Raw genomic sequence first — 21,966 nt, forward strand, 5'->3', positions numbered from 1 at the left:
GATATTTTTGTAATATTAGATATCATAAAATAATCCTTATGAAATCATTATTTCTTCACTGTATTCTTCTACTGAAGCAGAAGGTTTCTTTCCTAGTGTTAATGTTTCTAGAATTCTATATGCGTGATCACCTAAAGGAGCGCCATTATTTTGCCAAAGTTTATAAGTGCTGGCAAATTTTTCGAATTCTTCCGATGATAGCCAATGAATAACGAGTGAGATATGAGCGGGCAGTTCAGCTAAAATTTCAGTTTTCACCCAAGATTCTAATTTGTAAAAATCAGTAGTACCGCTCTTAATGCGTTCTCGATTCAGTACTATGCTGACTACAAATGAAAATTGGTCAGATTGGATATATCTTTCTCCGGAGAAGTACCAATAAGAGTGCGATGCGTTGCTTTCCGATGGAAAATTATTTATTTGATCTATGTTTTTTTCAACTAATATTCGTTTTTCTATACGATCAAATTCTTTTACCTGTGTTTTAAGCTCATAATCCGGGTCAAATTTTAGTATTATTTCATCATCCGCTTGGAACATATCAAAAGGAAAACTATCGTAAGGAGATTCATCGGATTGTTTTCTGATGGTAATCCAGCGTTCATTTTCATTTGAGGTTGTATCGATAGAAATCAATTTATATGTGCTTTCCTCTCCGTATCCGTAATCATATTTTGTGTAGGACAAGCAGTGGTGTGATATATATTCTCTTGATGGAAATTCGTTTTTTGAATTTACATCTTTTCTAAGTAATATCCGGTTATTAGCACTATCAAGTTGCACAATTTGGGTTGTAAGTTCATAATCGGACTTGGTTCTTATTGTGATTTCATCATTCTTTTCGATCATGGCAGGGAAGGGGTTTTGGTCATTAAGGGTAATCCATCGTTTATTTTCGGTTTCTTCTTGATTCTCTTCACTGCCATAAACGAGTTGATAATCCATATCTTCTATCCACACGGAACTATTGCGCCAGTGCAGGCTATTAAGCTGCTTAAATGCGTTTTGTAATTTGTCCAGATTGTTTTTTAGATCATTATTGTTATTGGTGTTAATAGTGAATGTATCTCCTGTCACTTCAGTGATCATTAGGTTCAGAAATTTGAATACATTGTAGTCTTCTCTAAATTCCAGATTAATAACTTGACCTTGCATTAAATGGCCTGCTGTATCAATTTGTGTAATCATGACTTGATCATTTTTAATTTCTAGATTATCAGGTGTTTGGTCATTATTAAATTTTTCATTAGGTTTTATTGGTAAGAGTTGACGATGTTCAATTAAATAAAAAGGGAGTTTATCCAGTTCTGGTGTTTCTTTGAAGCATTCCCCTCCCAGACCTAGCCGGGCGGCAATGCGTTTTTGCAGCGCTGATACTTTATCAATACGAATATTATTGCGTTGATAGGCTAAACTAGGTTGTTGAGAAAGATATTCGCGCTGAGTAGATAGAAAATCTTCCTGAGAGTTTGAGTCTTGTGATAGAAGAGGGGTTGCACATTGCGCTCCAAAATATTGCAATAGATAGTCTAACATCACCAATTCTTTAGTATAGTTTTTATCATTATTATTGATTTTGGCTTCATTATTCATTTGATTAATTAAATGAGATTTTATATTTTGATGAATATTTTGAGCTACAGTATTTTCTTTAAAAGGCCATTGAGTACCACGTACAGTATTCCCTCGTTGTTTAAAAGCCAATAGTTTTGGTAACAAGGCGAGATCCGCGCAGTGATTAGCCAAAGTTTGTTCAAAAGGCAACATAAACTGATGTAATTGTACTTGCTGTTGGGTATTAATTTGTAATCCATAGCAAGGAGGTAATTTATTGTTTACCGGATAGTAATCCAGAACCTTACGATATTTACCCCAATCCAGTAATTCAGGTTGTGTCTCAATCAGTGGCTCTGCAATGAGCTTTTCCTCTACATCTTGTTTGGAAACAACAATTTTAACGCCACCTTTGGCTGTAATGGTGAGTGGGCTATTTGATGAGGTAATCGATTGTAAGGGATCGTTGCCCCATAGTCTGGGATAGTACCCTTGAACGATTGTCCAGGACCAATTATCGTTTGGTAGTTTAGAAATTCTTTCATTATGCTTATCTAACGTGAATTGGGTAACTTTTTTGATTCCTTTGATTCTCAGTAGTTGGTTAACTAAGGGACTTAGATTTAGTTCTTTAGGTTTGGTGTAATCTTCGTTTGAAGGTAATTGGGGAATCCAACCATGACGTAAATATGGACCATTAAAAATTTCTTCACTACTGTAACCCATTTCTCTCATAGCTTGGGTGGTATAACGTCGTGGTTTTTCAACTACCATTTGTTCCGCCGTTTTATAAACTTTAGCGAATATATCAGTGATATCTTTAACGTCGTCATCAAGTTGAATATCAATTTTCAATGGTAGATCGATGGGTTCCAGCCAAATAATTTTACTGATTGATTCTCCTAAATTGCGATTGTCCCTCAGAAAATCATCCAACTTTTTCTGAGCTTGAATTCTATTATCTTGAATTTTTTCGGTTTCTCGACTAGGGAGTAAATAAAGCCAATAATTTCCTCTGAGTGTTAACTTTAACTGTGATGAACTACCATCTTGCTTTTTAATAAAACTGTATTGCCGTTCTTGTTTGTTATACCAGTATGTATAGCGTTGATTTTTAGGTTCACGAATAAGTTGCACGTCATTAAAGAAAAAATAACCATCGATTTTGTCGTTGCTATGCAAATCTAATAAAGCCCGACGATAATCTTCTTCGGTGATAGGGCCACAGGTCAATATTTGTTGAGGGCCAAACTCTTTAGGGAAAATACCATCGCCTGGCGTCCGTTTTTCTTGTTTAGGAGTAAGAAGATCTTTCAGTGGTAATGAATGGCGGTAAGCTAAATCAGATGCACCATAACAACAAGCTTCTAATAAGGTGATGCCTGGATCATTTTCCCCCATATCGTTCCAACATTGGCCGGATTGTTGCTCAATAACGGTTTTTGCCTGAGTAAGTAAGGTATCAAAGGCAATATCGTCTTTAATAATGGGAAATAGTCTATCTCGATTATTCATTTGTTAACTCCTTCGTTTAGGGGGGATTATTACCAGACTAAAATCAATACTTCATCATCGTCGGCTTCTATACTTTTACCTACAGCATCTGTGGATAGACTGTCTTTTTGTAAAGTCAAGTTAGTGACCCGTTCAACATAAGGTGATTGTTGAATCGTGGCTAATAACTGGTAATAGTCAATGCGATTACCTGGTGTTACGCCAATAGCAATATTTTCTCCCCACGGCATATATTTCCGGCGCAATTCTTGTTGTAATTGATGACTGCCATAATCGGGATTAACTCCTGAAGCAAATACCAATTCATAGCTAATCGGGACATCAACGTATGTGGGATTATTAATTTCAATGGTTGTCCAGGGGCTACTTAATTGATCTAACCATTCGACCATTTCAGTTAATCGAGCTTGGTTCAATTCTGGACGGAGTGAATCATCATTATCTTTGTAACGATTATCAGGGATGACGATTAATTGGCGCTTTTCTGGTGCTGGTATTTTGGTTAATTCATTGGTAGAAGGGTATTTGACATCAAATATACTGACAAAACGCTCTTTTAGTAAGGTGACAATATCGCCCCAATTTAATGCTCGATTACGATGGGACAGCCGGGCGGGAACCCGTTTCAAAAAGGTTTGCTCGTCTTCTTTCGGACGACCATTCCAAGATGCCCAAGGTTGAGCCACTTCACTGATTGCAATAAATGAGTTCACTGGCTGTTTAATGCTGTTAACGGCTAATCTGTTGATTAAGTGATCTTGTTCTACTGTTACTGTGTTGATTAACGTGGTTGTTGTGGCGTTATATAACAATCCTTTAATTCTTGGGTAATCTGGAGGGACTATCTTTATCTGCTTTTTCTCCTGTTCTATTTGTGCTTTCAGCCAGTATTTCCCTGATGGCATTTGAGAGGTTTGGTTTGAAGCATCCTGAGGTAATAGGATACTTTGATCTTCTGATTCAAATAGATTATATGTTTGGTTGTAAGTTGATCTATTTAATAATTCCCAGGTATTTCTTTGACTCAGATAAAACCAAGACAAAGATAGATTTTTCAGGCCCTTTAGCTGCCAATATAGAGAAAAAGTTTGCCCTGGTGATATATCGGTAAAACCTAAATAGAATGTATCGTGAGTTAATGGTGTTATATCTTTTCCGGCTTCGCCCTTGCCAAAAGGCGTGAGAGGATAAATGGAGAATTGTCGACGGAAAGCTGTCGCACTGAATTCCACCTGTAATTCACTGAGTTGTGGGGTGTAGGGTTGTTTTTTACCTGTAGGACTTTGCTGGTATTGAGCGTGCATAAAGTCTTGCTCAGCGAGTTTTATTTTTATACTAATTGTCTCATGGTTGTTTGAATAGAAATAATACTTGTCAGGTAAAGTAAAAGTCAGGCTTTTTCCTTGTGGTGCATTTTCGCCATCAAATAATGACAGAGTTTCATCAAGTTTTTTCTCTCCTCTATATGGAGTGACAAGATAGCCTTCCACTTTAAATACATTGTTATTGGTAGGTTTATTAGCATATCCTTTATACCACGATGAAAAGTTCTCTGTAGGTAAATTGACCCATTGAGGAGTAATAGTGAATGTTGTGTTTGATGCATATTCAGAGTTAATCCATTCGGGGAGAACTACCTTCGGACTAAAACTGGAGTCCAGTGATGGCGATTGGCCAAAAGGGAAACGAGAGATTTCTGCTTTTGAATTGCCGGAAGCAGAGAGCACGATGTTACTGTTAATACATATCTTATAAATCCAGGGTAAAGTGAAATCCTGAGTAGTTGTCAGCTTTAATAATGGCGTATCGAACGTCATATTATCCAGAGCATTAGGGGGGCTGATAGGATCATTGTTATCATCGTTTGGTAATTGCAACTTAATACTATTAATGTCACTGAGATATTCGACTGACAGTGTTAACCAGTGATTTCCTGAACTTATTTTAGCAGCTATATTCTCAGAATTACCTTCCCATTTACTTCCCAAAATTAATGTAATGTTGAGCCCTTTTTTTAGGAATGTGAATAAAGGCCAAGTAATTAGGTAGCCGGATAGAATCGGGATATCATTAGATGTTGGACTAAAAATCTGAATACCATTTGTTGGTAATTTCATGTTATTTGAAAGGCGAAGAGGTGTTGCAGATTTCCAGCCATCGTTATCTTTCCGATGCCAATACAGGTCAGTCAGTATTGCTTGATTCGTCTGTAAAATTTGTGCCTTCACCCAGTATTGCCCCTTCGGCATTTGGGATGCTTGGTTTGAAGCATCCTGTGGTAATAAGGTACGCCAAGTTCCTCGATCAAATAGATTGCGGGTTTGGTCGTGTACCAAATTATCCAATGCACTCCAGGTATTTTCTTGGTTTAGATAAGACCAGGATAAAGGTAGTTTTTTAATACCTTCTAATTGCCAGTACAGGGATAAAGTTTGTCCAGGTAATACATCGGTAAAGCCTAAATAAAATGTGTCGCTGATTAATGATGGCGTTTCTGCGTTTGCTTTGTCCCAGCCAAAAGGGGTGAGAGGATAAACAGAATATTGCCCAGTTTTGATTTCTGCTCTGAATTCAATTTTCAATGAACTGACTTGAGGAGTATAGGGTAATGCTTTATTTAGAGGCGTTTCATTGTACTGAGAATGCATAAAATCCTGTTCAGCTAATTCTATACGAATAAAAGCTGGCCAGTCATTTGGAGATTGACTGTCTGCAATAAGACAATTCATTACTGGTAAAGGAAAACTCAGGCTTTTTCCTTGTGGTTTATCCGTTCCATCAAATAATGGTTGAGTCTTAATTTCTTTTTGAGTCTTAGTCTCTTTTAGTTTGTTTTTTCCCTGAGGAGTGACTAAATATCCCTGTACTTTAAATGCACTATTATCGGGTTGAGAGTTATATGCTTTATACCACGTTCTAAAATTCTCTTCGGGCAATCCCACCCATTGAGGAGTAATCGTGAGTGTTGCGTTTTCAAAGCCGTACCATTCAGGAGCAATCAGATTAAAACCGGAATTTAGTGACGGTGATTGCCCAAAGGGAAAACTAGTCGTACCTACGTTTTCAACACCTCTATCAGAGGAATAACGTACATTACTGTTGCCGTTAGTGCTAATTTCAATACCCATAATCTTGGGTAACATAGCTCCTTGAGTGGTGCCTAGTTTTAATACGGGGACATTAAACTCCATATTATCTAAGGAATCAGGGGGGCTGATGGGTTCATCGTTAGCTGATAAGCTTAAGATGAGTTTAAGATTGGTCTCTGCTTTTTTTACTAGCAGTGAAAGCCAATGTTTTCCAGAACTGATCTGAGCAGTAATGTTGTTAGGATTACCCATCCACTCATTTGCTAGAGTTACCTCAATATTACGCACTCCTTTCGACATAGCAAATAAAGAAGAGGTAATCAGATAACCAGATAAGATTGGAGCATCGTTGGGGGTTAGGCTAAAAAGCTTAATACCGTTTTCAGGCAATTTAATATTATCTGAGTGGTTTAGTAGTATTGCCGATTTCCAGCCATCGTTATCTTTCCGATACCAACGCAGGTCGGTTAATTTTCCTTGGTTCGCCAGTAGATCAGTATCTGACGCATATTGTAATGGGTTTCCAGCGCTATCCTGCCCGGCATCAAACAGGGTTCCTTTAGGGATAAGATATTCTGCCTTATCTGTATTTAAGGTAATGCCTAAAGCAACGCTATCCGCTTGTGCATTTCTCGGTTTCAATCCTAATAATTCCCGATAATAAAGATCACGATGTCGTACCGGGAAGGTATTAAATAAAACTTTGGTTGTTTCTAAGAGTTTTAAAAAAGCCAACACAAAAGCTTGATGTGCCGGTAAATGTCCATCTGCTTTATTAACTTTTTGGTAAATATCTGCTAATTTCTCAGGATTATTTTTCTGAATAAAATAGAAGCTATCCCAGAATTTTTCTTTCTCTTGACCGAAAGGTATTTTCTTAGAATATTCTTGTAGCCAGTTTAAAATATCCAGCGTACTTCTTTCATCAAGTTTAAATTCTGTCTCTGGTACGATAGCGGCGAGTTTATTCTTTAATTCGGTGAGTCCCATATTATACCACCTGTTATTTGAATATATTTTTGATATGTTTTTACAGAATAATATCGTTATTTAATAATGAATTTTGAAGCGTTATTTATCCGACATTAACGATATATTGACCGGCAATAAAACGGCCTTTTCCCATACTGGGGGTTGTTATATCCGGTACGCCAGACGGATTAATCGCCGGTTGTGTCGGGGTAAAACGGGCCGTAAATTGTTGCCCGACAATAATTATCGTGGCAGGGCTGCGGCAAAAGTTGACTTGCTGGCTGGTATCCAATTGGGCAATGGTGACTATACCCATGCCGAGTGTTGGGTGGCTGGGGGTAATATATTGCGCCTGGAGCTGTACCTTTTTTTCATCACCCACAATGGCGATCTTTTTACCTTGAATTTGGGCGTGCCCGCTGCCTCTGATAGTTGCCGGTCCCAAAATGGTGACTTGCCGGTTGCCGAATAAGGGTTCGAATAACAGACTATCTCCATCGATGATCAATTGCTTACTCATAGGCTTACCTTTGCCCGACCTTCGTTGACTTCAAGAATACCTTCAAGCTGTTGACTAATTTCACTGCCTCTTAGGGCATAGGTCACTTGAATATGTAAGGTATTCGATGAATCTGTTTTCTGAGTTACCTGAATATCGGTGATTTCAGCACGAGGTTCATAGCGTAAGACTCGCTCTTCAATGCGGGTTTGAATCTCCGATAACAATTCATCACTGATATTTTCAAACATATAATCATTCAGACCGCAGCCATAATCTTCACGCATAATCCGTTCACCGGGTTCAGTTAGAAAAAGGATTTTTATACTTTGGCGAACATTTTCGGCGCCTTCGGCCATTGCTACGCCAGTCTCAAGAGAAAACTGTGGTGGAAATTTCCAGCCGCGACCATAAATATCGGCTAATATTGGGTTTGTCATTTCAATACCTCATTATTGTGTTAAATTAATTTTCGAGCCTTTAATATCCACCCCGGATTTTCCTGTAGCTGACAGAGATTTTTCCGCTTGTATGTTAATTTCCTGAGCCTGAGTGATGAGATTTTTAGTTGAATTGAGCGTAATATCTTTATCCTGTTGCAGAGAAACTTTATTTTCTCCGCTATTAAGTGCCACGGTGTTTTCTTTGTTATCGAATATTAATGCCTGTTGTTTATCTCCTTGTTTGATCACTAAGGTTTTCACCGGATTTTTTTCACTGGGTTCTACCGGAGATTTATTTTTAGGATTATGCATGGAGCCTAATATCACCGGGAAACGGGGATCACATTCAAAGAAGCCGATAATCACTTCGTCCCCCGGTTCTGGATAAAAGCAGAACCCACTTTCATGACTGGCATAAGGTTTACCTAAACGTGCAAAGAGTACACCTTGGGTTAGGTTTAATGCTGGTATTCTGACGGGAATACGGCCTAGCGATTGGCTGTCTTGCTGATATTTTTCCACGATACCGATGTGTAACTCTTTTACCTGTGGCACCGGAGGGTCTACATCCGGCAACATGCCTAAAGTTAATCGGGTGCGCCAGCCTTGCCGCTGATTAATTATCTGATTTACTCCGGTGATAATTCCTTGACCATCCATTCCCTGACCAAAGCCGTTTAACGCCAGAACATTCCCCGGTTGGTAATGATGATTACCTTCGATTTCAAAGCTACCGGATATATTATGACTGCGTAGATTATCCATAATGCCTTGAGCAAGATGTTTGGCTTGTTCATTATCCAATGGATAGCTGTAAGCCCATTGCCACTCTTTATCAGCTAGCGCATCGATACTGTCCACGGCAAGCTTGTTACTGCCAAGCTTGCTGTTTTGGGTATTGATTGCCTGAGAAAGCTTTTGTTGAGTCACATCCCAGGCACGTATACTCACGGTTTTGGGGTTGTGTTGGTTATTCCACTGGAGATCCGCTTCAAATAGCACAATGTTTTGATCGCTGGCATGCCGATGAAGGGTATGCACAGTTGACTTATTCAGTGCCTTAGGTGTTATCAAGGTAACTGATTCATTACCGGGCAATAACCAGGTGTTAGTCGCAGTCAATCGGCTTTTTAGGAATGCCCAGTCATTGCAACGGAATTGCACCATTTGTTCATGAACGGTTTTGAGTTGCGGCGCCTGTTTGATCGTCGTTTGGATGCCATTCTGATTAAAGAGTTTTTTGATAATCGCCTCATCACTCTGTTTATTAAATAGCTGTGAGTGAAAGCTATGGGTTAATTTTTGCAGGTGATGTTTTGCTGTCAGGGTAATGATGCTGTCTTGACCTTTAAGCCCCAGTGTTTGCCGCACGATAACACCCTTAAATAACACGGTTTTTTGCATCTGCACGATAACTTCATGATTCGGGCGACAGCTTGTCAATTCAGCCTGCGTCTTGGCGTCAAAAATATGGCTGGCATCACCGGCTATGCCTAGAGTGATGTTGGCCGAAGGGATGCCGTTGATGTGATGGTTGGTTGTCAGGCTGATTACGGTAAATTGGTTGAGTGTCTTACCACCTATCTTGATGATTACTGTGGGTATTTTCATGTATCCCTCCGTGCTTGTAAGGTTTGCCCGGGGGTAAAGTCATCAAGATTATCCAGATCGTTTTGCCAGGCCAGAGAGAGATAATCGATACCGCCTGCCAGAGAAGCGCCGGCGCCTAAAGCAATTAAGGGTAAGGAGAGCATGTCTGTGACGCTAACCGCAGTGGCCGGCGGCGATTTTAACTGCCGCTCGGTATCCTGAATCACTAAGCTTTCATCTGCCACTAAAGATAAGGTCGCACTGGCCCGTAAAGGGGTGGCGTCCCGGTCAAACAGGGTGTAGTTGATGGCAAGGCCACTGGCCCGGCAGGCAAAATAACCTTTATTTTCCCAGCGCATTTTTCCCCATTTGATTTTAAGGAAGTGGGGTACTTTGGTGCTGGCATCAACCGCACACAGTGATTTTAGGGTCGCAAGCTGAGTTTCTATTGGCGTGCTATTGCCGGGCATCGATGCATCAAATAGCAGGACTAAGGATAATCCGGCAGGTTGGGATAATACATAGCGGCTGCTTTGGCTGGCACGATTGACACTTTCGTCCTGTTGGTAGCGGGTTTGGTAATCAAGTTGGATCGTATCGGGGTTGTACATGGCTTGTAAGCTACCCACGGAAATTTTGCCTTCCCGATCTTTGAAGGCTGTTAAGGTGAGTCTGGATAAACCGCGTTCAATTAAACTCATAATCGCCTCCTGTTTCACGTAATGCCTCTAATACTTCCCGTTTCACCATCTCAACCAAACGGGCGTTATCCAGCTTTTCTTGGGCTAATGTTCGTGAACCGAGTTGATCATTCGTCGGATCGGTGACTTTAGCCTGAATAATCAGTTCCTTAATTTCTACAGTCATGCTTTTACTCCTAACCAGCGCATATCCTGATAACGTAGTTCTAGTGCGCTCACCAACACGGTGTTGCTATTAGCATCAAAGTCGCTGGTGGACCAACGAACCGGTAGCGCGTTACTGACGGTCCAGCTTGCTACAGGTAACGTGTTTTCGTTCAGCAGCATGATGACGACATCGGCATACACCGCTTTCTCACCGCGCAGCACGCGATCAAATATTAAGGTGAGTGGGGTGATGGTCATGACTCCACGCTCCAATACCAGACTGCCATGTTGGATCTTTTCGGTTAGCCAGACATTTCTGGCGTTTTCCCCGCCTTGGCTGTGTTGAGTGGTTTGCAGTTCTCGGCTCAGGCCCGATATGCGCTGAAAGGCGATATCAAGTGGGCTGGGAATGTTGTTAAACAGAAAACTGGCGATAAAACGGTGTGATACTGACGGGGTGTATAAGTTGTACATGTTTTTCCCCTGTTGAGATTAGCTAGATACAGTATTGTTACGGATATCAAATGTCAGACTCAGCTCAATAAATTCCGCCGGAATTAACAGGGCCAGCCTGATTTTCATGATCATCTTTCCGGCCAGGATATCGGCTTCACTCATTGATTCATTAACACCCAGTAACACCTCAAATGCTTGATCTTCCTGAGTGCCGCGCAATCCACCTTTTAACCATAACTGACGTAACCAGTTGTGGGCCTGACCTTTAAATTTCATCCAAGTGATGGCGTTATTGGGTTCAAAGACGAAGGCTCGGCCAAGTTGGGTCATGTGGGTTTCGATATAGGAAACCAGTCGGCGAATTTGGATATAACGCCAAGGGGAACCCGGCGTGTTGTCCAGTGTGCGGCATCCCCAGATTTTAATGCCTTTGCCGGGGAAACTGCGAACCAGATTCAACGAAGTGCCTTCTTGATTAAGGTTAAGGAGGGCGCCTGCTTCAATGTAAGAGCGTACCGGGCTGATCACCTTGGTTAAAGCGACATTGGCAGGGGCTGTCCATACGCCTTTTTGGTTGTCATTGCGTTGTATAACAGCGGCGACCGCAGCGGTAGGTGAAAGTACGATATGTTTATCTTTCTCCTGGTAGGCGCTTATCAGCCTTGGCCAGTATACGGCGCCCCATTGTCGATCACTTGAAGAAAAATCAGCCAGACAATTAGCAGCTAATGTTGGATCGTCAGGAGCATCCAGTAATCCCATGATGCCGCGTCGGCTTTTGCAAAGTTCAAGTATTGATTGCCAAGATTGTAGCCAAAGGTCTTTTGGAGTGTTGGTATCACTAAAACGAGCAATATCAGGTACAACAATCAATGTAATTTCGTTCTCTGTGGAAATGGCTTGTTTAACCCAGTCCTGTTGTAGGGCAGTGATAAATAATTGAAAATCATTTAGCGATTTATCATGGCCCAGTGATAGGACATAAGCTTGCCGACCACTGTTTTCAAAGAAGTGGCGCACTGAATAATAGGTTAATCCTGATTTACCAAAATGTTGGGTAAAGTCAGTCAGGCTGTTTAGTTTAATGGCGGTTTTATTACTTGAGCTTTTTTCGGTATAACCAATAAAAACGGGGACACCGATAAATTCATTGTTTGGTGGCAGAGATATACGGCTTTCCGTTATCATGACGCCCGGCTGTTTTGTCTCTGTTGTCATTATCATCTCCTCAATGACTGAATGGACGCGGTGTTAAACCGCGTCTCAGTACGGTTACTGTGCTACATGTTGCGAGAATTGAAGGATAATAAATTCAGCCGGACGAACCGCAGCCATACCCACTTTGACGATCATTTTGCCTTGTTTGATATCGTCATCGGTCATGGTGATATCTTTACCAATTTGGACAAAATAAGCTTCTTGCGGTTTATTTCCCGCGAGTGCTCCTTGTTGCCAAAGTTGATAGAGATAGTTGTCGATGGCTGTTTGTACCCGCTTCCAGGTTGGTTGGCTGTTGGGTTCAAAGACGGCAAATTGCATTGCCCGCTTGATGTCTCGTTCCGCTGCATTAAATAAACGTCGTACCGGGATGTAACGCCAGTTGTCCGTTTGGTCTAATGTACGTGCTCCCCAAATCAACGTGCCTTTGCCGGTAAAGTGACGGATAGCGTTAATACCGGCTTCATTCATGGTACCTTGCTTATCATTTGTGATCGGCTCAGATGGTTTGGCATTATTCAATGCCACATTAGCGGGTGCTTTCCAGACACCACGACTGGCATCGGTTGCTGCATAGGCACCCGCAACGGCGGCACTAGGGGGTAAGGTAATTTTAGTGGCTTTCAATATGTCGTCGACGGCTTTTTTAGCTTTATCATACTCCGCTGTTGATTTTGATTTCAGTTCTGCCAGCTTAGTCAAGCTTTCATAACCACTCAGAGCAATATCAGCATCCGCCGGACGGCTATAAGTAAAAGAGGTTTCTAAATTAGGGTAATAGACAGCGGTTTTATCCTTTTGGGTATCTGGCTTATTTGTTCCATCTTCGCTATCAGCAATTAGGAAGTAACCTACTTTATCCTTTAATAGAGAATTTACGGCGTTATAAACGTTCTGTTTTAACGTTGTATTCGTTTCAGGACAGACCAGTAAGGTAATCTCCTGTTGTTTTTCAATCAGGTCTGGCAGCGTTGCTAATTCTTCTCCTTCTTCCACCGGCAACAGATAACAGACTCCACCACCATTATTAAAATAGTGTTGTACAGCAAAGGCACTGAGAGGAATGGTTGTGGCTGTGACAGTGGCGGCATAGGTATAGGTTTTTGGGGAATTCTCACTGTTACTTGTAGCCATCACTGATATGGCCGGTGAAAGTGAAAACTGAGAAGTAAAATCCAACCAACTAGTAATTCTAATACAGCTCCCTTTTGCTGGCTGACTGCCGTTTTTTTTAAAAAATTTACCAATAAAAACAGGAATAGCAGTTGGGCTGGTATTAACCGATAGAGATAGCGAGGCGTCTTCTTCAATATAAACGCCGGGATAAGTTGTTAATGTTGGCATATATTGCCTCCAATTATTGGGCGATATTTTGTATGAACTGTAGGATGGTGAATTTAGTTGGACGGGTGGCAGTTATGCCAATTTTGAGCATCATTTTGTCCCGTCTGATATATCAGTCATCGTGATACTTTAAGCAGCCTGAATGGTTACTCGGTCTGCGGTAAGTTTTATTTCTTGAACGGCGATATCATTGCTGGTGGCATCAAAAGAGGGGGAGGTTAATGAAGTTGGAAATGCATTTGCTACGCTCCAGCTCATTAAAATTTCGGTACCGGCTTCATTAGTCAGGCTAATTGAAACGTCTTTTTTCTCAACTTGATTAAGCTGAATGGAATTAAGCCAGTCAAAAAGTTTGGTATCGCCAGGGAATACCCCTTTACGCAGCGTAATATTGATCAGTTGACGCTGGCCCGGCATTTTATAGTAATTACCGGTGCCATCTTTGTACTCGATGACATCATAAGTAATATCTAGTCCCGAAACGCTGTTGAAAGGGATTTGTTCATCACCAACGGAGACAACAAATCGATAAGTTGGTATTGGATAGTCAACAGCAATTTGTTCTGTTGTTATGGTCATAGTTATTTCCTTTATTTTTCATGTGTATTACATGTTAAGCGCGATTATCGCTTTGTTTTGATTAGCACTGAACTATAGACAATAGCTACCGCACTAACCTGGTTTTTCTTGGTTACTCTTTATATAGAAACGTTACTCGGTAAATTTTAGATCACATGGATGATCACGTTGGATTATAGTCAATCAATGTTAATTTCAAATATCAATTATTAATATTTAAAATTATCAATCAATAAAATTATTTCCATATAAATTATTTGATAATCACATGGTTATATTTTTCTATAAAAGGATGAATAAATGGTGTGTTATAAATTTTGATATATAGAAGATGCTAAGTTTCGGCAAAGCGATTTATTAACAGAAGGTTACGTATAATTCTTTTTTCAGGTTTAATATGTCAGGTTATTTGATTTTAATAATGAAGAAGGGAGATTAATGTTGTTATTTATAGTTTTCCTATAATAATAACTATTTTTTGTTGTGGTGCTAATAGCGATAACCTGGATTTGTTTCCTTTACTTATTTCCATATTCCTATCTATTATTACCAGGCTATGATTCATATCGTTTGGATTTTATGGATAAAGTTATTTCTAGTTTTAGTCATCTAACTAATCTGTCTAAAGGAATGTTATCTTATGAATTACAAATGCTTATTAACCATTTCAACCGCAGTATCGTTTGCCGTTCTTAGTCCTTCATCATTTAGTCACGATAAATTTTCCCTTCCAGCTACGGAAATCACTAAACAAGTTAATGCCGAAATGGCATCCACTTTGCCATTCAATGATAAATCTGATTTTGATGATGCGAAACGAGGTCTTATCGCCAGGCCGGATTCTCTGATTATTCGTGATGATAAAGGTAAAGTTATATTAGATCTCGATAGTTACCGTAAATTTATTACTGATAAAGCACCGGCGCCAGACACGGTTAACCCTAGTTTGTGGCGTAATGCGCAACTGAATATGGAATATGGGCTCTATAAAGTGAGCGATCATATTTATCAAGTACGTGGTTATGACTTGGCTAATATTACTTTTGTTGCAGGAAATACCGGATGGATTGTTTTAGATCCGGCGACATCTACGGAAGCAGCAAAGGCAGCCTACGATCTGGTCAGTAAACACTTGGGTAAAAGGCCGGTAGTGAGTGTGATTTACAGCCATTCTCACGTTGATCATTACGGTGGTGTGCGCGGTATTGTCAACGAGGATGATGTTAAAGCCGGAAAAGTGCAAGTTATTGCGCCAGAAGGTTTTATGGAACAGGCTGCTAGCGAGAAGGTGATCGCCGGTAATGCTATGAGCCGTCGGGCTGTTTATATGTTTGGTACTGTATTGCCGCGTACTCCCCAGGGGCATGTGGGGTCGGGTTTGAGTTTGGCATCGGTGGCTGGAACGGTAACGTTGATCCCACCAACGCGTACTATCAAACTTACGGGCGAAAAAATGACGGTTGATGGTGTGGATATGGTATTTCAGGTGACTCCTGGCACGGAAGCTCCCGCTGAGATGAATACCTGGTTTCCACAGTGGAAAGCGATGTGGATGGCGGAAAATACCACCAATACCATGCATAATATTTTGTCGTTGCGGGGTGTCCAAGTACGCGATGCTTTAGCCTGGTCGAAATATATTGATCAAGTTATTGAATTATATGGGGATCAGGTAGAGGTAAAATTTCAGAGCCACCAATGGCCGATGTGGGGTAAAGAGCGTGTGGTGGATTATTTCAAAAAACAACGCGATTTATATAAATATATTCACGACCAGACAGTAAATCTGATGAATAAAGGTTACACGGGTGAAGAAATTTCTGAGATGCTCAGATTACCATCAGAACTTGCACATTATTTTCCGAACCGTGGCTATCATGGCGCATTAAGTCATAATGTTCGTGCGGTTTATCAGTTCTATATGGGGTGGTATAGTGGAAATCCTTCTGATTTGAACAACCTGCCACCAAAATCTTCCGCGATTAAATATGTGGAATATATGGGAGGGGAGGCTGCGTTAATTAAACGTGCGCAGGCTGATTTTGATAAAGGGGAATATCGTTGGGTAGCGCAAGTGCTTAAGCATGTTGTTTTTGCGAACCCCGATAGTGTGGCAGGGAAGGCATTGTTAGCTAAAACCTATGAGCAATTAGGTTATCAATCTGAATCAAATTCCTGGCGTTCAATCTATTTGCAAGGCGCGTCGGAACTGCGTCATGGTGTACCGAAATCTGGCGGTCTGAATACTAACAGCCCGGATACGATTCGTGCCATATCACCAGAGATGTTATTTGATTATCTAGCCGTGCGGTTGAATGGGCCTAAAGCTGCCGGTAAAAAATTGGTGATGAACATTAATCTTACCGATCTCAATAAGCGTTATACACTGACCGTGGAAAATGGGGTACTGAATTATACGGATAAGCAGGTGACACAGGCCGATGTTACATTGACGTTAGCCAAAGCTATTCTGGATAAAATTCACCTGGGTAAAGAAGAATTTGATAATCAGGTGAAAAAACGGAATGTGAAAATTAAGGGAGAGCGCGCTAAGTTTAATGAGTTCCTTGGTATGCTGGATAATTTTCCATTCTGGTTCAATATAGTGACACCCCGCGCAGGATAAAATGTGATGTAATTCTTCCCTTTGATTGTGGATTTTTAATAACAAACTACAGCTTAATCGCTGTAGTTTGATTCAGAAAGTTTTTATGAGAGAAATCAGGCAGCAGGGCGGGCGACAATATTACGCGTTTCCATTCTTACTTCTTCAATACGAACGTCAATAATGTCGTTTAATTGGTAAGCGGTTTCACCTTTGATAATCACTGTGCCGGTCTCTTGGCTACATTGCAGTTCATCACGCACCGCATGCAGGAATGGCGCCGGTATAAAGGCTACGGCACCGTTATCGACCAAACGAACACGTAAACCGCCACGGGTAATATCAATGATTTCCGCGGTAAAACGTTGCTCTGTTCCTGCATGGGGTTGCAGGAAACGTGCATATAGCCAATCCCCCACATCACGTTCGGCCATACGATTCAATCTGCGACGTTCGGCCAGTTGCAAACAGGTTTCTTCTGAGGGTTGTTCCACATCCGTTTTTTGAATAATCGCTTTCAGTAAGCGATGGTTAATCATATCGCTGTATTTACGGATCGGTGATGTCCAGGTGGCGTAAGCCTCAAAACCAAGACCAAAATGAGGACCGGGTTCAGGTTTAATTTCTGCGAAAGTCTGGAAACGACGAATGCGACTATCAAGGAATTGTGTTGGTTGTTTATCCAATTCACGGCGTAATTTGCAGAAGCCGTTTAAGGTCAACAACTCTTCTGTATTGGCATCTATACCATTTTCTTGCAGTAATTCAACCACTTGTTCAATTTGCAGCGGCTCAAAACCCATATGGACATTGTAAATACCAAAACCTAATTTATCGCGCAGGATTTTTGCGGCGCACAGGTTAGAAGTGATCATCGCTTCTTCAACAATACGGTTGGCTGTACGGCGTTGTTCTACCACGATATCCAGTACATAACCATTATCGTCGAGGATGAAGCGGTAGTCAGGACGATCTTTGAAAATAAGCGCGTTTTGGTGGCGCCATTGGTTACGGCGATCACTCATTTCTTTCAGGAGAGTGATTTGAGTTCCAATTGCCTCAGAAGAAGGTTTCCAAGTTCCTGTTTCTTCCAGCCAGTCGGAAACTTCGTCGTAAACCAACTTAGCTTTTGATTCAACCCAGCTAGAGAAAAACGCAATATCATCACCCAGTTGACCATCTTCCAGAATGGAAACCTGACAAACCAATGCCGGGCGGCGGGAGTTAGGGCGCAGAGAGCATAAGTTCTCTGACAGGTCGCGCGGCAACATGGGAATGTTAAAACCCGGCAGGTAGTTAGTGAAAGCACGTTGATGGGCGATTTGATCCAGTTCGCTATTAGCCGCGATATAAGCTGTTGGATCAGCGATGGCGATACTGAGTTTCAGGCTGCCATCATCTTGCTTAGCGATATGCAAAGCATCGTCCATGTCTTCCGTGGTTGCACTGTCGATAGTGACGAAATCCAGCGACGTTAAGTCAATGCGCTCAAGATCGCCATCGTTCATCTGGCAATCGGCAGTCATAGTGGGAGCGTCACGTTCCAGATTATGGCGAGTTAGTGTTACCCACCAAGGGGAGTAGTGATCGCTGCCCTCAGTAATATAGCCGGTAATTTCCGCATGAAACCCACGGCTGCCTTTCAGTGGATGATGGCGCATTTCAGCGACGGCCCAATCACCATGTTGAAATGGATGTGTGACCTGGTTGGCCGGCCGGCAAGGGATAGCATCTTTTAACAGTGGGTGATCAGGAACGATCCATAAACGGTTATCGTTTTCTTTTTTCTGGATGCGGCCAACGAAGCGATTTAGAAATGGTTCGACCAATGTTTCTGGTTCGGCGATCTCTCTTTCTTTGTCAGTATGAATAGCGGCAGTTACTCGATCGCCATGCATAACTTTTTTCATATGTGGGGGAGGAATGAAATAGCTTTTTTGCCCATCGACTTCTAAGAATCCGAATCCTTTTTCGGTACCTTTGACCAAACCTTCTACTCGAAGTGTTTGGGAATGAAGTTGCTGTTTTAGCTGTGCAAGCAGCGGGTTGTTTTGAAACATAATATCCGCGGAGAAAGTTAGAGGGTTATTATCAGATAGTTTTTGGAATAACAGTTTTACGCGAATTGGCGGTGTCGAGCAAGCAACATCTGCAAAATAGCGCAAGACAGTATGGAAATTGCAATGAAAATTACAATAGTTACTCAGGGTAAATTTTTTCTTTAAATTCACATAGATCTTCAATAATACAGGAGCCACAACGAGGTTTACGAGCTATGCAGGTATAACGACCATGTAAAATAAGCCAATGATGACAATCAACTTTAAATTCGGCCGGAACGACTTGCAGTAATTTATTTTCGACTTCATCGACATTTTTACCGGGCGCGAATTGAGTACGGTTACAAACGCGAAAAATATGGGTATCGACCGCAATAGTCGGCCAGCCGAAAGCGGTGTTTAACACCACATTGGCCGTTTTGCGGCCAACACCCGGCAATGCTTCCAACGCGGCGCGATCTTCGGGAACTTCGCCAGCATGTTTTTCTAGCAATATTCGGCAGGTTTTAATTGTGTTTTCCGCTTTGGTGTTATAAAGACCGATTGTTTTTATATACTCTTTCAACCCATCGACACCCAGATTCAGAATTGCCTGAGGGGTATTTGCCACGGGATAGAGTTTTGCTGTGGCTTTATTAACACTCACATCTGTCGCTTGCGCTGAAAGCAATACTGAAATAAGTAACTCAAATGGTGTTGTGAAAACTAATTCAGTTGTTGGCTTTGGGTTGTTATCCCGTAAGCGCGTTAAAATTTCGATACGTTTCTGTTTGTTCATATCAAATAGAACTCTCCGATTCTTGCGACATTGTTATTGTACTGCTTTTTTCTTTTATTGCTCTGGTTTTCATTTTTTCGTCAATAAGATATTTCGCTGCCAGCATTAACCCCAAACCGATAAAAGCGCCAGGAGGTAAGATCGCTAACAGGAAAGGGGAATCCATATGAACGATTTCTATTCGTAATACCTTAGCCCAATTACCCAAAAGTAAATCAGCACCATCAAATAGGGTTCCATTGCCGAGAATTTCTCTAATAGCACCGAGAACAAACAGTGCACAAGTTGCTCCTAATCCCATTGCTAGGCCATCAATAGCTGAAGGTACGATCGGATTTTTCGCCGCATAGGCTTCAGCACGACCAATAACAATGCAGTTAGTCACAATCAGCGGAATGAAAATCCCTAGTGATTCATACAGGCCAAAAGCGTAAGCGTTAATCAACATTTGGACGGTACTAACAACCGAAGCGATGATCATAACATAAATCGGAATACGGATCTCGTTGGGCACCCAACGACGCAAGCTGGAAACCGCAATGTTGGTACAGACTAGAACCAGTGTCGTCGCCAGCCCTAAGCCAAGCGCGTTGGTTGCAGTGGAAGAGACGGCTAACAGTGGGCACAATCCTAGCAGTTGTACTAAAGCGGAGTTATTTTTCCATAGCCCTTGGATAAATAAGTTTTTGGTTTCACTCATGATTTTTCTCCACAGGATTCTAGAGAAGAGAGATGTTCAGGTATGGTCTGTAAATAAAGCGCAGTCCGTTTGACTGAGTTTACCACGGCGCGTGGGGTAATAGTGGCGCCGGTAAATTGATCAAACTCACCGCCATCTTTTTTCACCGCCCAGTGCCGGTCATGATTAGAGGTGATGGTTTTCCCTGAGAAGACATTAATCCAGTCTGAAATCCGGGTTTCAATTTTATCCCCTAGTCCTGGGGTTTCATGATGTTCTGTAACCCGTACACCAAGCACTTTTCCTGAGAAATCAGCTCCGACCAGTAATTGAATAGCGCCGGAATAGCCATCCGGTGCCGTACTTTCTAGCGCTGCCGCCACGGGTTGACCGTTTTTACGCGCCAAATAGAGACGATGAGGCAAGTTATTGCCCAGAGCATCAGCATTGACTAGATAGCATTCGTTTTGTATGTCGTTGTCGTACAGAGCCGGCGGAATAACCTGATCAAGCAGCGATTTGTGCTGTAGTGCGGCCTGTTCTGCAATAGTACTTTTGGTGAGTGAATTCACGATAGCTGTCAACCCGGTGGTAATTGCGGCAAAAATGGCTAACGTGATGCCGTGACGTCGCATGGTTTCTAACATAACGGCTCCTTATTTATGCCCGTAAACGCGGGGTTGGGTGTAATGGTCAATAAGCGGCACGGTGATATTCGCCAGTAAAACCGCAAATGCTATCGCATCAGGATAACCACCATAAACACGGATAACCCAAACTAACAGGCCAATCATGGCGCCAAACACCAAACGACCTTTGGGTGTCGTAGAAGCACTGACGGGATCGGTTGCAATAAAGAATGCGCCTAGCATAGTTGCACCGGAAAACAGTTGTAATAATGGCGGCGAATAACGGGATGGATCAATCAGCCAGCTTGTGAGCGCACATAAGCCTAATACTAGGATAAATGCCACAGGAATTTGCCAGGTTATCACTTTTCTGTTCAGTAGAATCAGCCCACCAACAAGATAAGCGATGTTGACCCATTGCCAGCCAATACCCGCCAAAGATCCTTGTAATATGGGTTGGCGAAGAACGTCATCAATATTGTGAGTCAATAAACCGGTTTTGAAGCTATCTAGTGGTGTGGCCTGGCTAATCCCATCGAAACCTTGTTGCAACTGCTGTAATGTTGTTCCATCGGGGGTATGGCCGGTGAAGATCACCATCAGGCAGTCTAGCGGTGTAATTTGTGTTGCCAGTAAATCCATAGGAGGCAACCAACTGGTCATTTGCACTGGGAATGATATTAGCAGCACGACATAACCGACCATTGCCGGGTTGAATGGATTTTGACCAAGACCGCCATAGAGGTGTTTGGCAATAATCACAGCAAAGACAGTTCCTAATACAATCAGCCACCAAGGGGCCAGCGGAGGAAGGCTGATCCCTAAAAGTAAACCGGTCAGTAATGCAGAATTATCCTGCAAACGAGGCATAACTGCCTGTTTACGCAAAGACAGGGCAAATGATTCCGCAAGCAGAGCGGTAATCACCGCAAGTAGGATCTGGAACAAGGTACCGTAACTAAAGAAGTAAGTTTGTACCGCGATACCGGGTATCGCTGCCAGCACAACCCACAGCATAATACGGCTGGTATTTTGCTGGTTGTGTGTAAAAGGCGAACTTGCGACTTTTAGTTTTTTATTGTCAGTTTGAACGGGTCTGAATTTCATT

Annotated in this window: 17 protein-coding genes; 1 reads left to right on the plus strand and 16 read right to left on the minus strand. The window is 41.8% G+C overall.

Translation table 11 applies throughout. The features are described 5' to 3' along the window. Positions 1-36 precede the first annotated feature (36 nt). The 11 genes from C6H66_RS22745 to C6H66_RS22795 form a co-directional block, all read right to left on the minus strand. Positions 37-3,069: a hypothetical protein gene (locus tag C6H66_RS22745; protein WP_105396807.1), complete on the minus strand. Its 3,033-nt coding sequence runs from the start codon at positions 3,067-3,069 to the stop codon at positions 37-39. A 29-nt stretch (positions 3,070-3,098) separates the two neighbouring features. Next, complete coding sequence (locus tag C6H66_RS22750; RefSeq protein ID WP_105396808.1) at positions 3,099-7,148, minus strand: hypothetical protein; 4,050 nt, start codon at positions 7,146-7,148, stop codon at positions 3,099-3,101. 85 nt (positions 7,149-7,233) lie between these two features. Beyond that, positions 7,234-7,650, minus strand: a complete 417-nt coding sequence (locus tag C6H66_RS22755; protein WP_046396520.1) for a hypothetical protein — start codon at positions 7,648-7,650, stop codon at positions 7,234-7,236. Further along, positions 7,647-8,069 carry a GPW/gp25 family protein gene (locus C6H66_RS22760; RefSeq protein WP_046396521.1) on the minus strand — a complete coding sequence of 141 codons (423 nt, stop codon included), beginning with the start codon at positions 8,067-8,069 and terminating at the stop codon, positions 7,647-7,649. The genes C6H66_RS22755 and C6H66_RS22760 overlap by 4 nt, the downstream gene beginning before the upstream one ends. A 12-nt stretch (positions 8,070-8,081) precedes the next feature. Next, positions 8,082-9,683, minus strand: coding sequence for a phage baseplate assembly protein V (locus tag C6H66_RS22765; RefSeq protein WP_105396809.1), 1,602 nt, complete (start codon positions 9,681-9,683; stop codon positions 8,082-8,084). Beyond that, complete coding sequence (locus C6H66_RS22770; RefSeq protein WP_036805827.1) at positions 9,680-10,363, minus strand: CIS tube protein; 684 nt, start codon at positions 10,361-10,363, stop codon at positions 9,680-9,682. Before C6H66_RS22770 ends, C6H66_RS22765 begins: the two co-directional genes overlap by 4 nt. Further along, positions 10,350-10,529, minus strand: a complete 180-nt coding sequence (locus C6H66_RS22775) for a DUF5908 family protein (RefSeq protein ID WP_040148696.1) — start codon at positions 10,527-10,529, stop codon at positions 10,350-10,352. Before C6H66_RS22775 ends, C6H66_RS22770 begins: the two co-directional genes overlap by 14 nt. Then, positions 10,526-10,984, minus strand: coding sequence for a phage tail protein (locus C6H66_RS22780; protein ID WP_065391978.1), 459 nt, complete (start codon positions 10,982-10,984; stop codon positions 10,526-10,528). The genes C6H66_RS22775 and C6H66_RS22780 overlap by 4 nt, the downstream gene beginning before the upstream one ends. Before the next feature lie 18 nt (positions 10,985-11,002). Beyond that, positions 11,003-12,184: a phage tail sheath family protein gene (locus tag C6H66_RS22785; RefSeq protein ID WP_105396810.1), complete on the minus strand. Its 1,182-nt coding sequence runs from the start codon at positions 12,182-12,184 to the stop codon at positions 11,003-11,005. A gap of 54 nt (positions 12,185-12,238) precedes the next feature. After that, the gene (locus tag C6H66_RS22790) at positions 12,239-13,528 is read right to left on the minus strand and encodes a phage tail sheath family protein (RefSeq protein ID WP_105396811.1); all 1,290 of its coding nucleotides are present in this window, start codon (positions 13,526-13,528) and stop codon (positions 12,239-12,241) included. A 129-nt stretch (positions 13,529-13,657) separates the two neighbouring features. After that, positions 13,658-14,107 (minus strand): phage tail protein, encoded by a 450-nt coding sequence (locus C6H66_RS22795; protein ID WP_036776181.1) that lies wholly within the window; start codon positions 14,105-14,107, stop codon positions 13,658-13,660. Between the two features lie 640 nt (positions 14,108-14,747). Between C6H66_RS22795 and C6H66_RS22800 the strand changes: the two genes are divergently transcribed. Next, a complete protein-coding gene (locus C6H66_RS22800; protein WP_105396812.1) occupies positions 14,748-16,733 on the plus strand; it encodes an alkyl/aryl-sulfatase in 1,986 nt (661 codons plus the stop codon). A 95-nt stretch (positions 16,734-16,828) separates the two neighbouring features. On the opposite strand, the gene C6H66_RS22805 is transcribed toward C6H66_RS22800, so the two are convergent. From C6H66_RS22805 to rsxD, 5 genes are all read right to left on the minus strand, one after another. Next, the gene (locus C6H66_RS22805) at positions 16,829-18,772 is read right to left on the minus strand and encodes an exoribonuclease II (protein WP_105396819.1); all 1,944 of its coding nucleotides are present in this window, start codon (positions 18,770-18,772) and stop codon (positions 16,829-16,831) included. Between the two features lie 139 nt (positions 18,773-18,911). Further along, complete coding sequence (nth, locus tag C6H66_RS22810; RefSeq protein WP_036776177.1) at positions 18,912-19,550, minus strand: endonuclease III; 639 nt, start codon at positions 19,548-19,550, stop codon at positions 18,912-18,914. A gap of 1 nt (position 19,551) precedes the next feature. Further along, complete coding sequence (locus tag C6H66_RS22815; protein WP_046396527.1) at positions 19,552-20,250, minus strand: electron transport complex subunit E; 699 nt, start codon at positions 20,248-20,250, stop codon at positions 19,552-19,554. Continuing rightward, positions 20,247-20,876, minus strand: a complete 630-nt coding sequence (gene rsxG / locus C6H66_RS22820; protein ID WP_036805851.1) for an electron transport complex subunit RsxG — start codon at positions 20,874-20,876, stop codon at positions 20,247-20,249. Before rsxG ends, C6H66_RS22815 begins: the two co-directional genes overlap by 4 nt. Positions 20,877-20,885: 9 nt before the next feature. Further along, the gene (rsxD, locus tag C6H66_RS22825; RefSeq protein ID WP_036776170.1) at positions 20,886-21,965 is read right to left on the minus strand and encodes an electron transport complex subunit RsxD; all 1,080 of its coding nucleotides are present in this window, start codon (positions 21,963-21,965) and stop codon (positions 20,886-20,888) included. Position 21,966 lies beyond the last annotated feature (1 nt).

It is taken from the genome of Photorhabdus hindustanensis (assembly GCF_002968995.1).
In the GTDB taxonomy this organism is placed as follows: domain Bacteria; phylum Pseudomonadota; class Gammaproteobacteria; order Enterobacterales; family Enterobacteriaceae; genus Photorhabdus; species Photorhabdus akhurstii.

Excerpts from the sequence above, each read along its gene's own strand:
- nth (WP_036776177.1), bottom strand. The coding sequence starts at position 19,550 with ATGAACAAACAGAAACGTATCGAAATTTTAACGCGCTTACGGGATAAC.
- C6H66_RS22775 (WP_040148696.1), bottom strand. The coding sequence starts at position 10,529 with ATGACTGTAGAAATTAAGGAACTGATTATTCAGGCTAAAGTCACCGAT.
- C6H66_RS22790 (WP_105396811.1), bottom strand. The coding sequence starts at position 13,528 with ATGCCAACATTAACAACTTATCCCGGCGTTTATATTGAAGAAGACGCC.
- C6H66_RS22745 (WP_105396807.1), bottom strand. The coding sequence starts at position 3,069 with ATGAATAATCGAGATAGACTATTTCCCATTATTAAAGACGATATTGCC.
- C6H66_RS22770 (WP_036805827.1), bottom strand. The coding sequence starts at position 10,363 with ATGAGTTTAATTGAACGCGGTTTATCCAGACTCACCTTAACAGCCTTC.
- C6H66_RS22780 (WP_065391978.1), bottom strand. The coding sequence starts at position 10,984 with ATGTACAACTTATACACCCCGTCAGTATCACACCGTTTTATCGCCAGT.
- C6H66_RS22755 (WP_046396520.1), bottom strand. The coding sequence starts at position 7,650 with ATGAGTAAGCAATTGATCATCGATGGAGATAGTCTGTTATTCGAACCC.
- rsxG (WP_036805851.1), bottom strand. The coding sequence starts at position 20,876 with ATGTTAGAAACCATGCGACGTCACGGCATCACGTTAGCCATTTTTGCC.
- C6H66_RS22760 (WP_046396521.1), bottom strand. The coding sequence starts at position 8,069 with ATGACAAACCCAATATTAGCCGATATTTATGGTCGCGGCTGGAAATTT.
- rsxD (WP_036776170.1), bottom strand. The coding sequence starts at position 21,965 with ATGAAATTCAGACCCGTTCAAACTGACAATAAAAAACTAAAAGTCGCA.
- C6H66_RS22815 (WP_046396527.1), bottom strand. The coding sequence starts at position 20,250 with ATGAGTGAAACCAAAAACTTATTTATCCAAGGGCTATGGAAAAATAAC.
- C6H66_RS22785 (WP_105396810.1), bottom strand. The coding sequence starts at position 12,184 with ATGACAACAGAGACAAAACAGCCGGGCGTCATGATAACGGAAAGCCGT.
- C6H66_RS22765 (WP_105396809.1), bottom strand. The coding sequence starts at position 9,683 with ATGAAAATACCCACAGTAATCATCAAGATAGGTGGTAAGACACTCAAC.
- C6H66_RS22805 (WP_105396819.1), bottom strand. The coding sequence starts at position 18,772 with ATGTTTCAAAACAACCCGCTGCTTGCACAGCTAAAACAGCAACTTCAT.
- C6H66_RS22795 (WP_036776181.1), bottom strand. The coding sequence starts at position 14,107 with ATGACCATAACAACAGAACAAATTGCTGTTGACTATCCAATACCAACT.
- C6H66_RS22750 (WP_105396808.1), bottom strand. The coding sequence starts at position 7,148 with ATGGGACTCACCGAATTAAAGAATAAACTCGCCGCTATCGTACCAGAG.
- C6H66_RS22800 (WP_105396812.1), top strand. The coding sequence starts at position 14,748 with ATGAATTACAAATGCTTATTAACCATTTCAACCGCAGTATCGTTTGCC.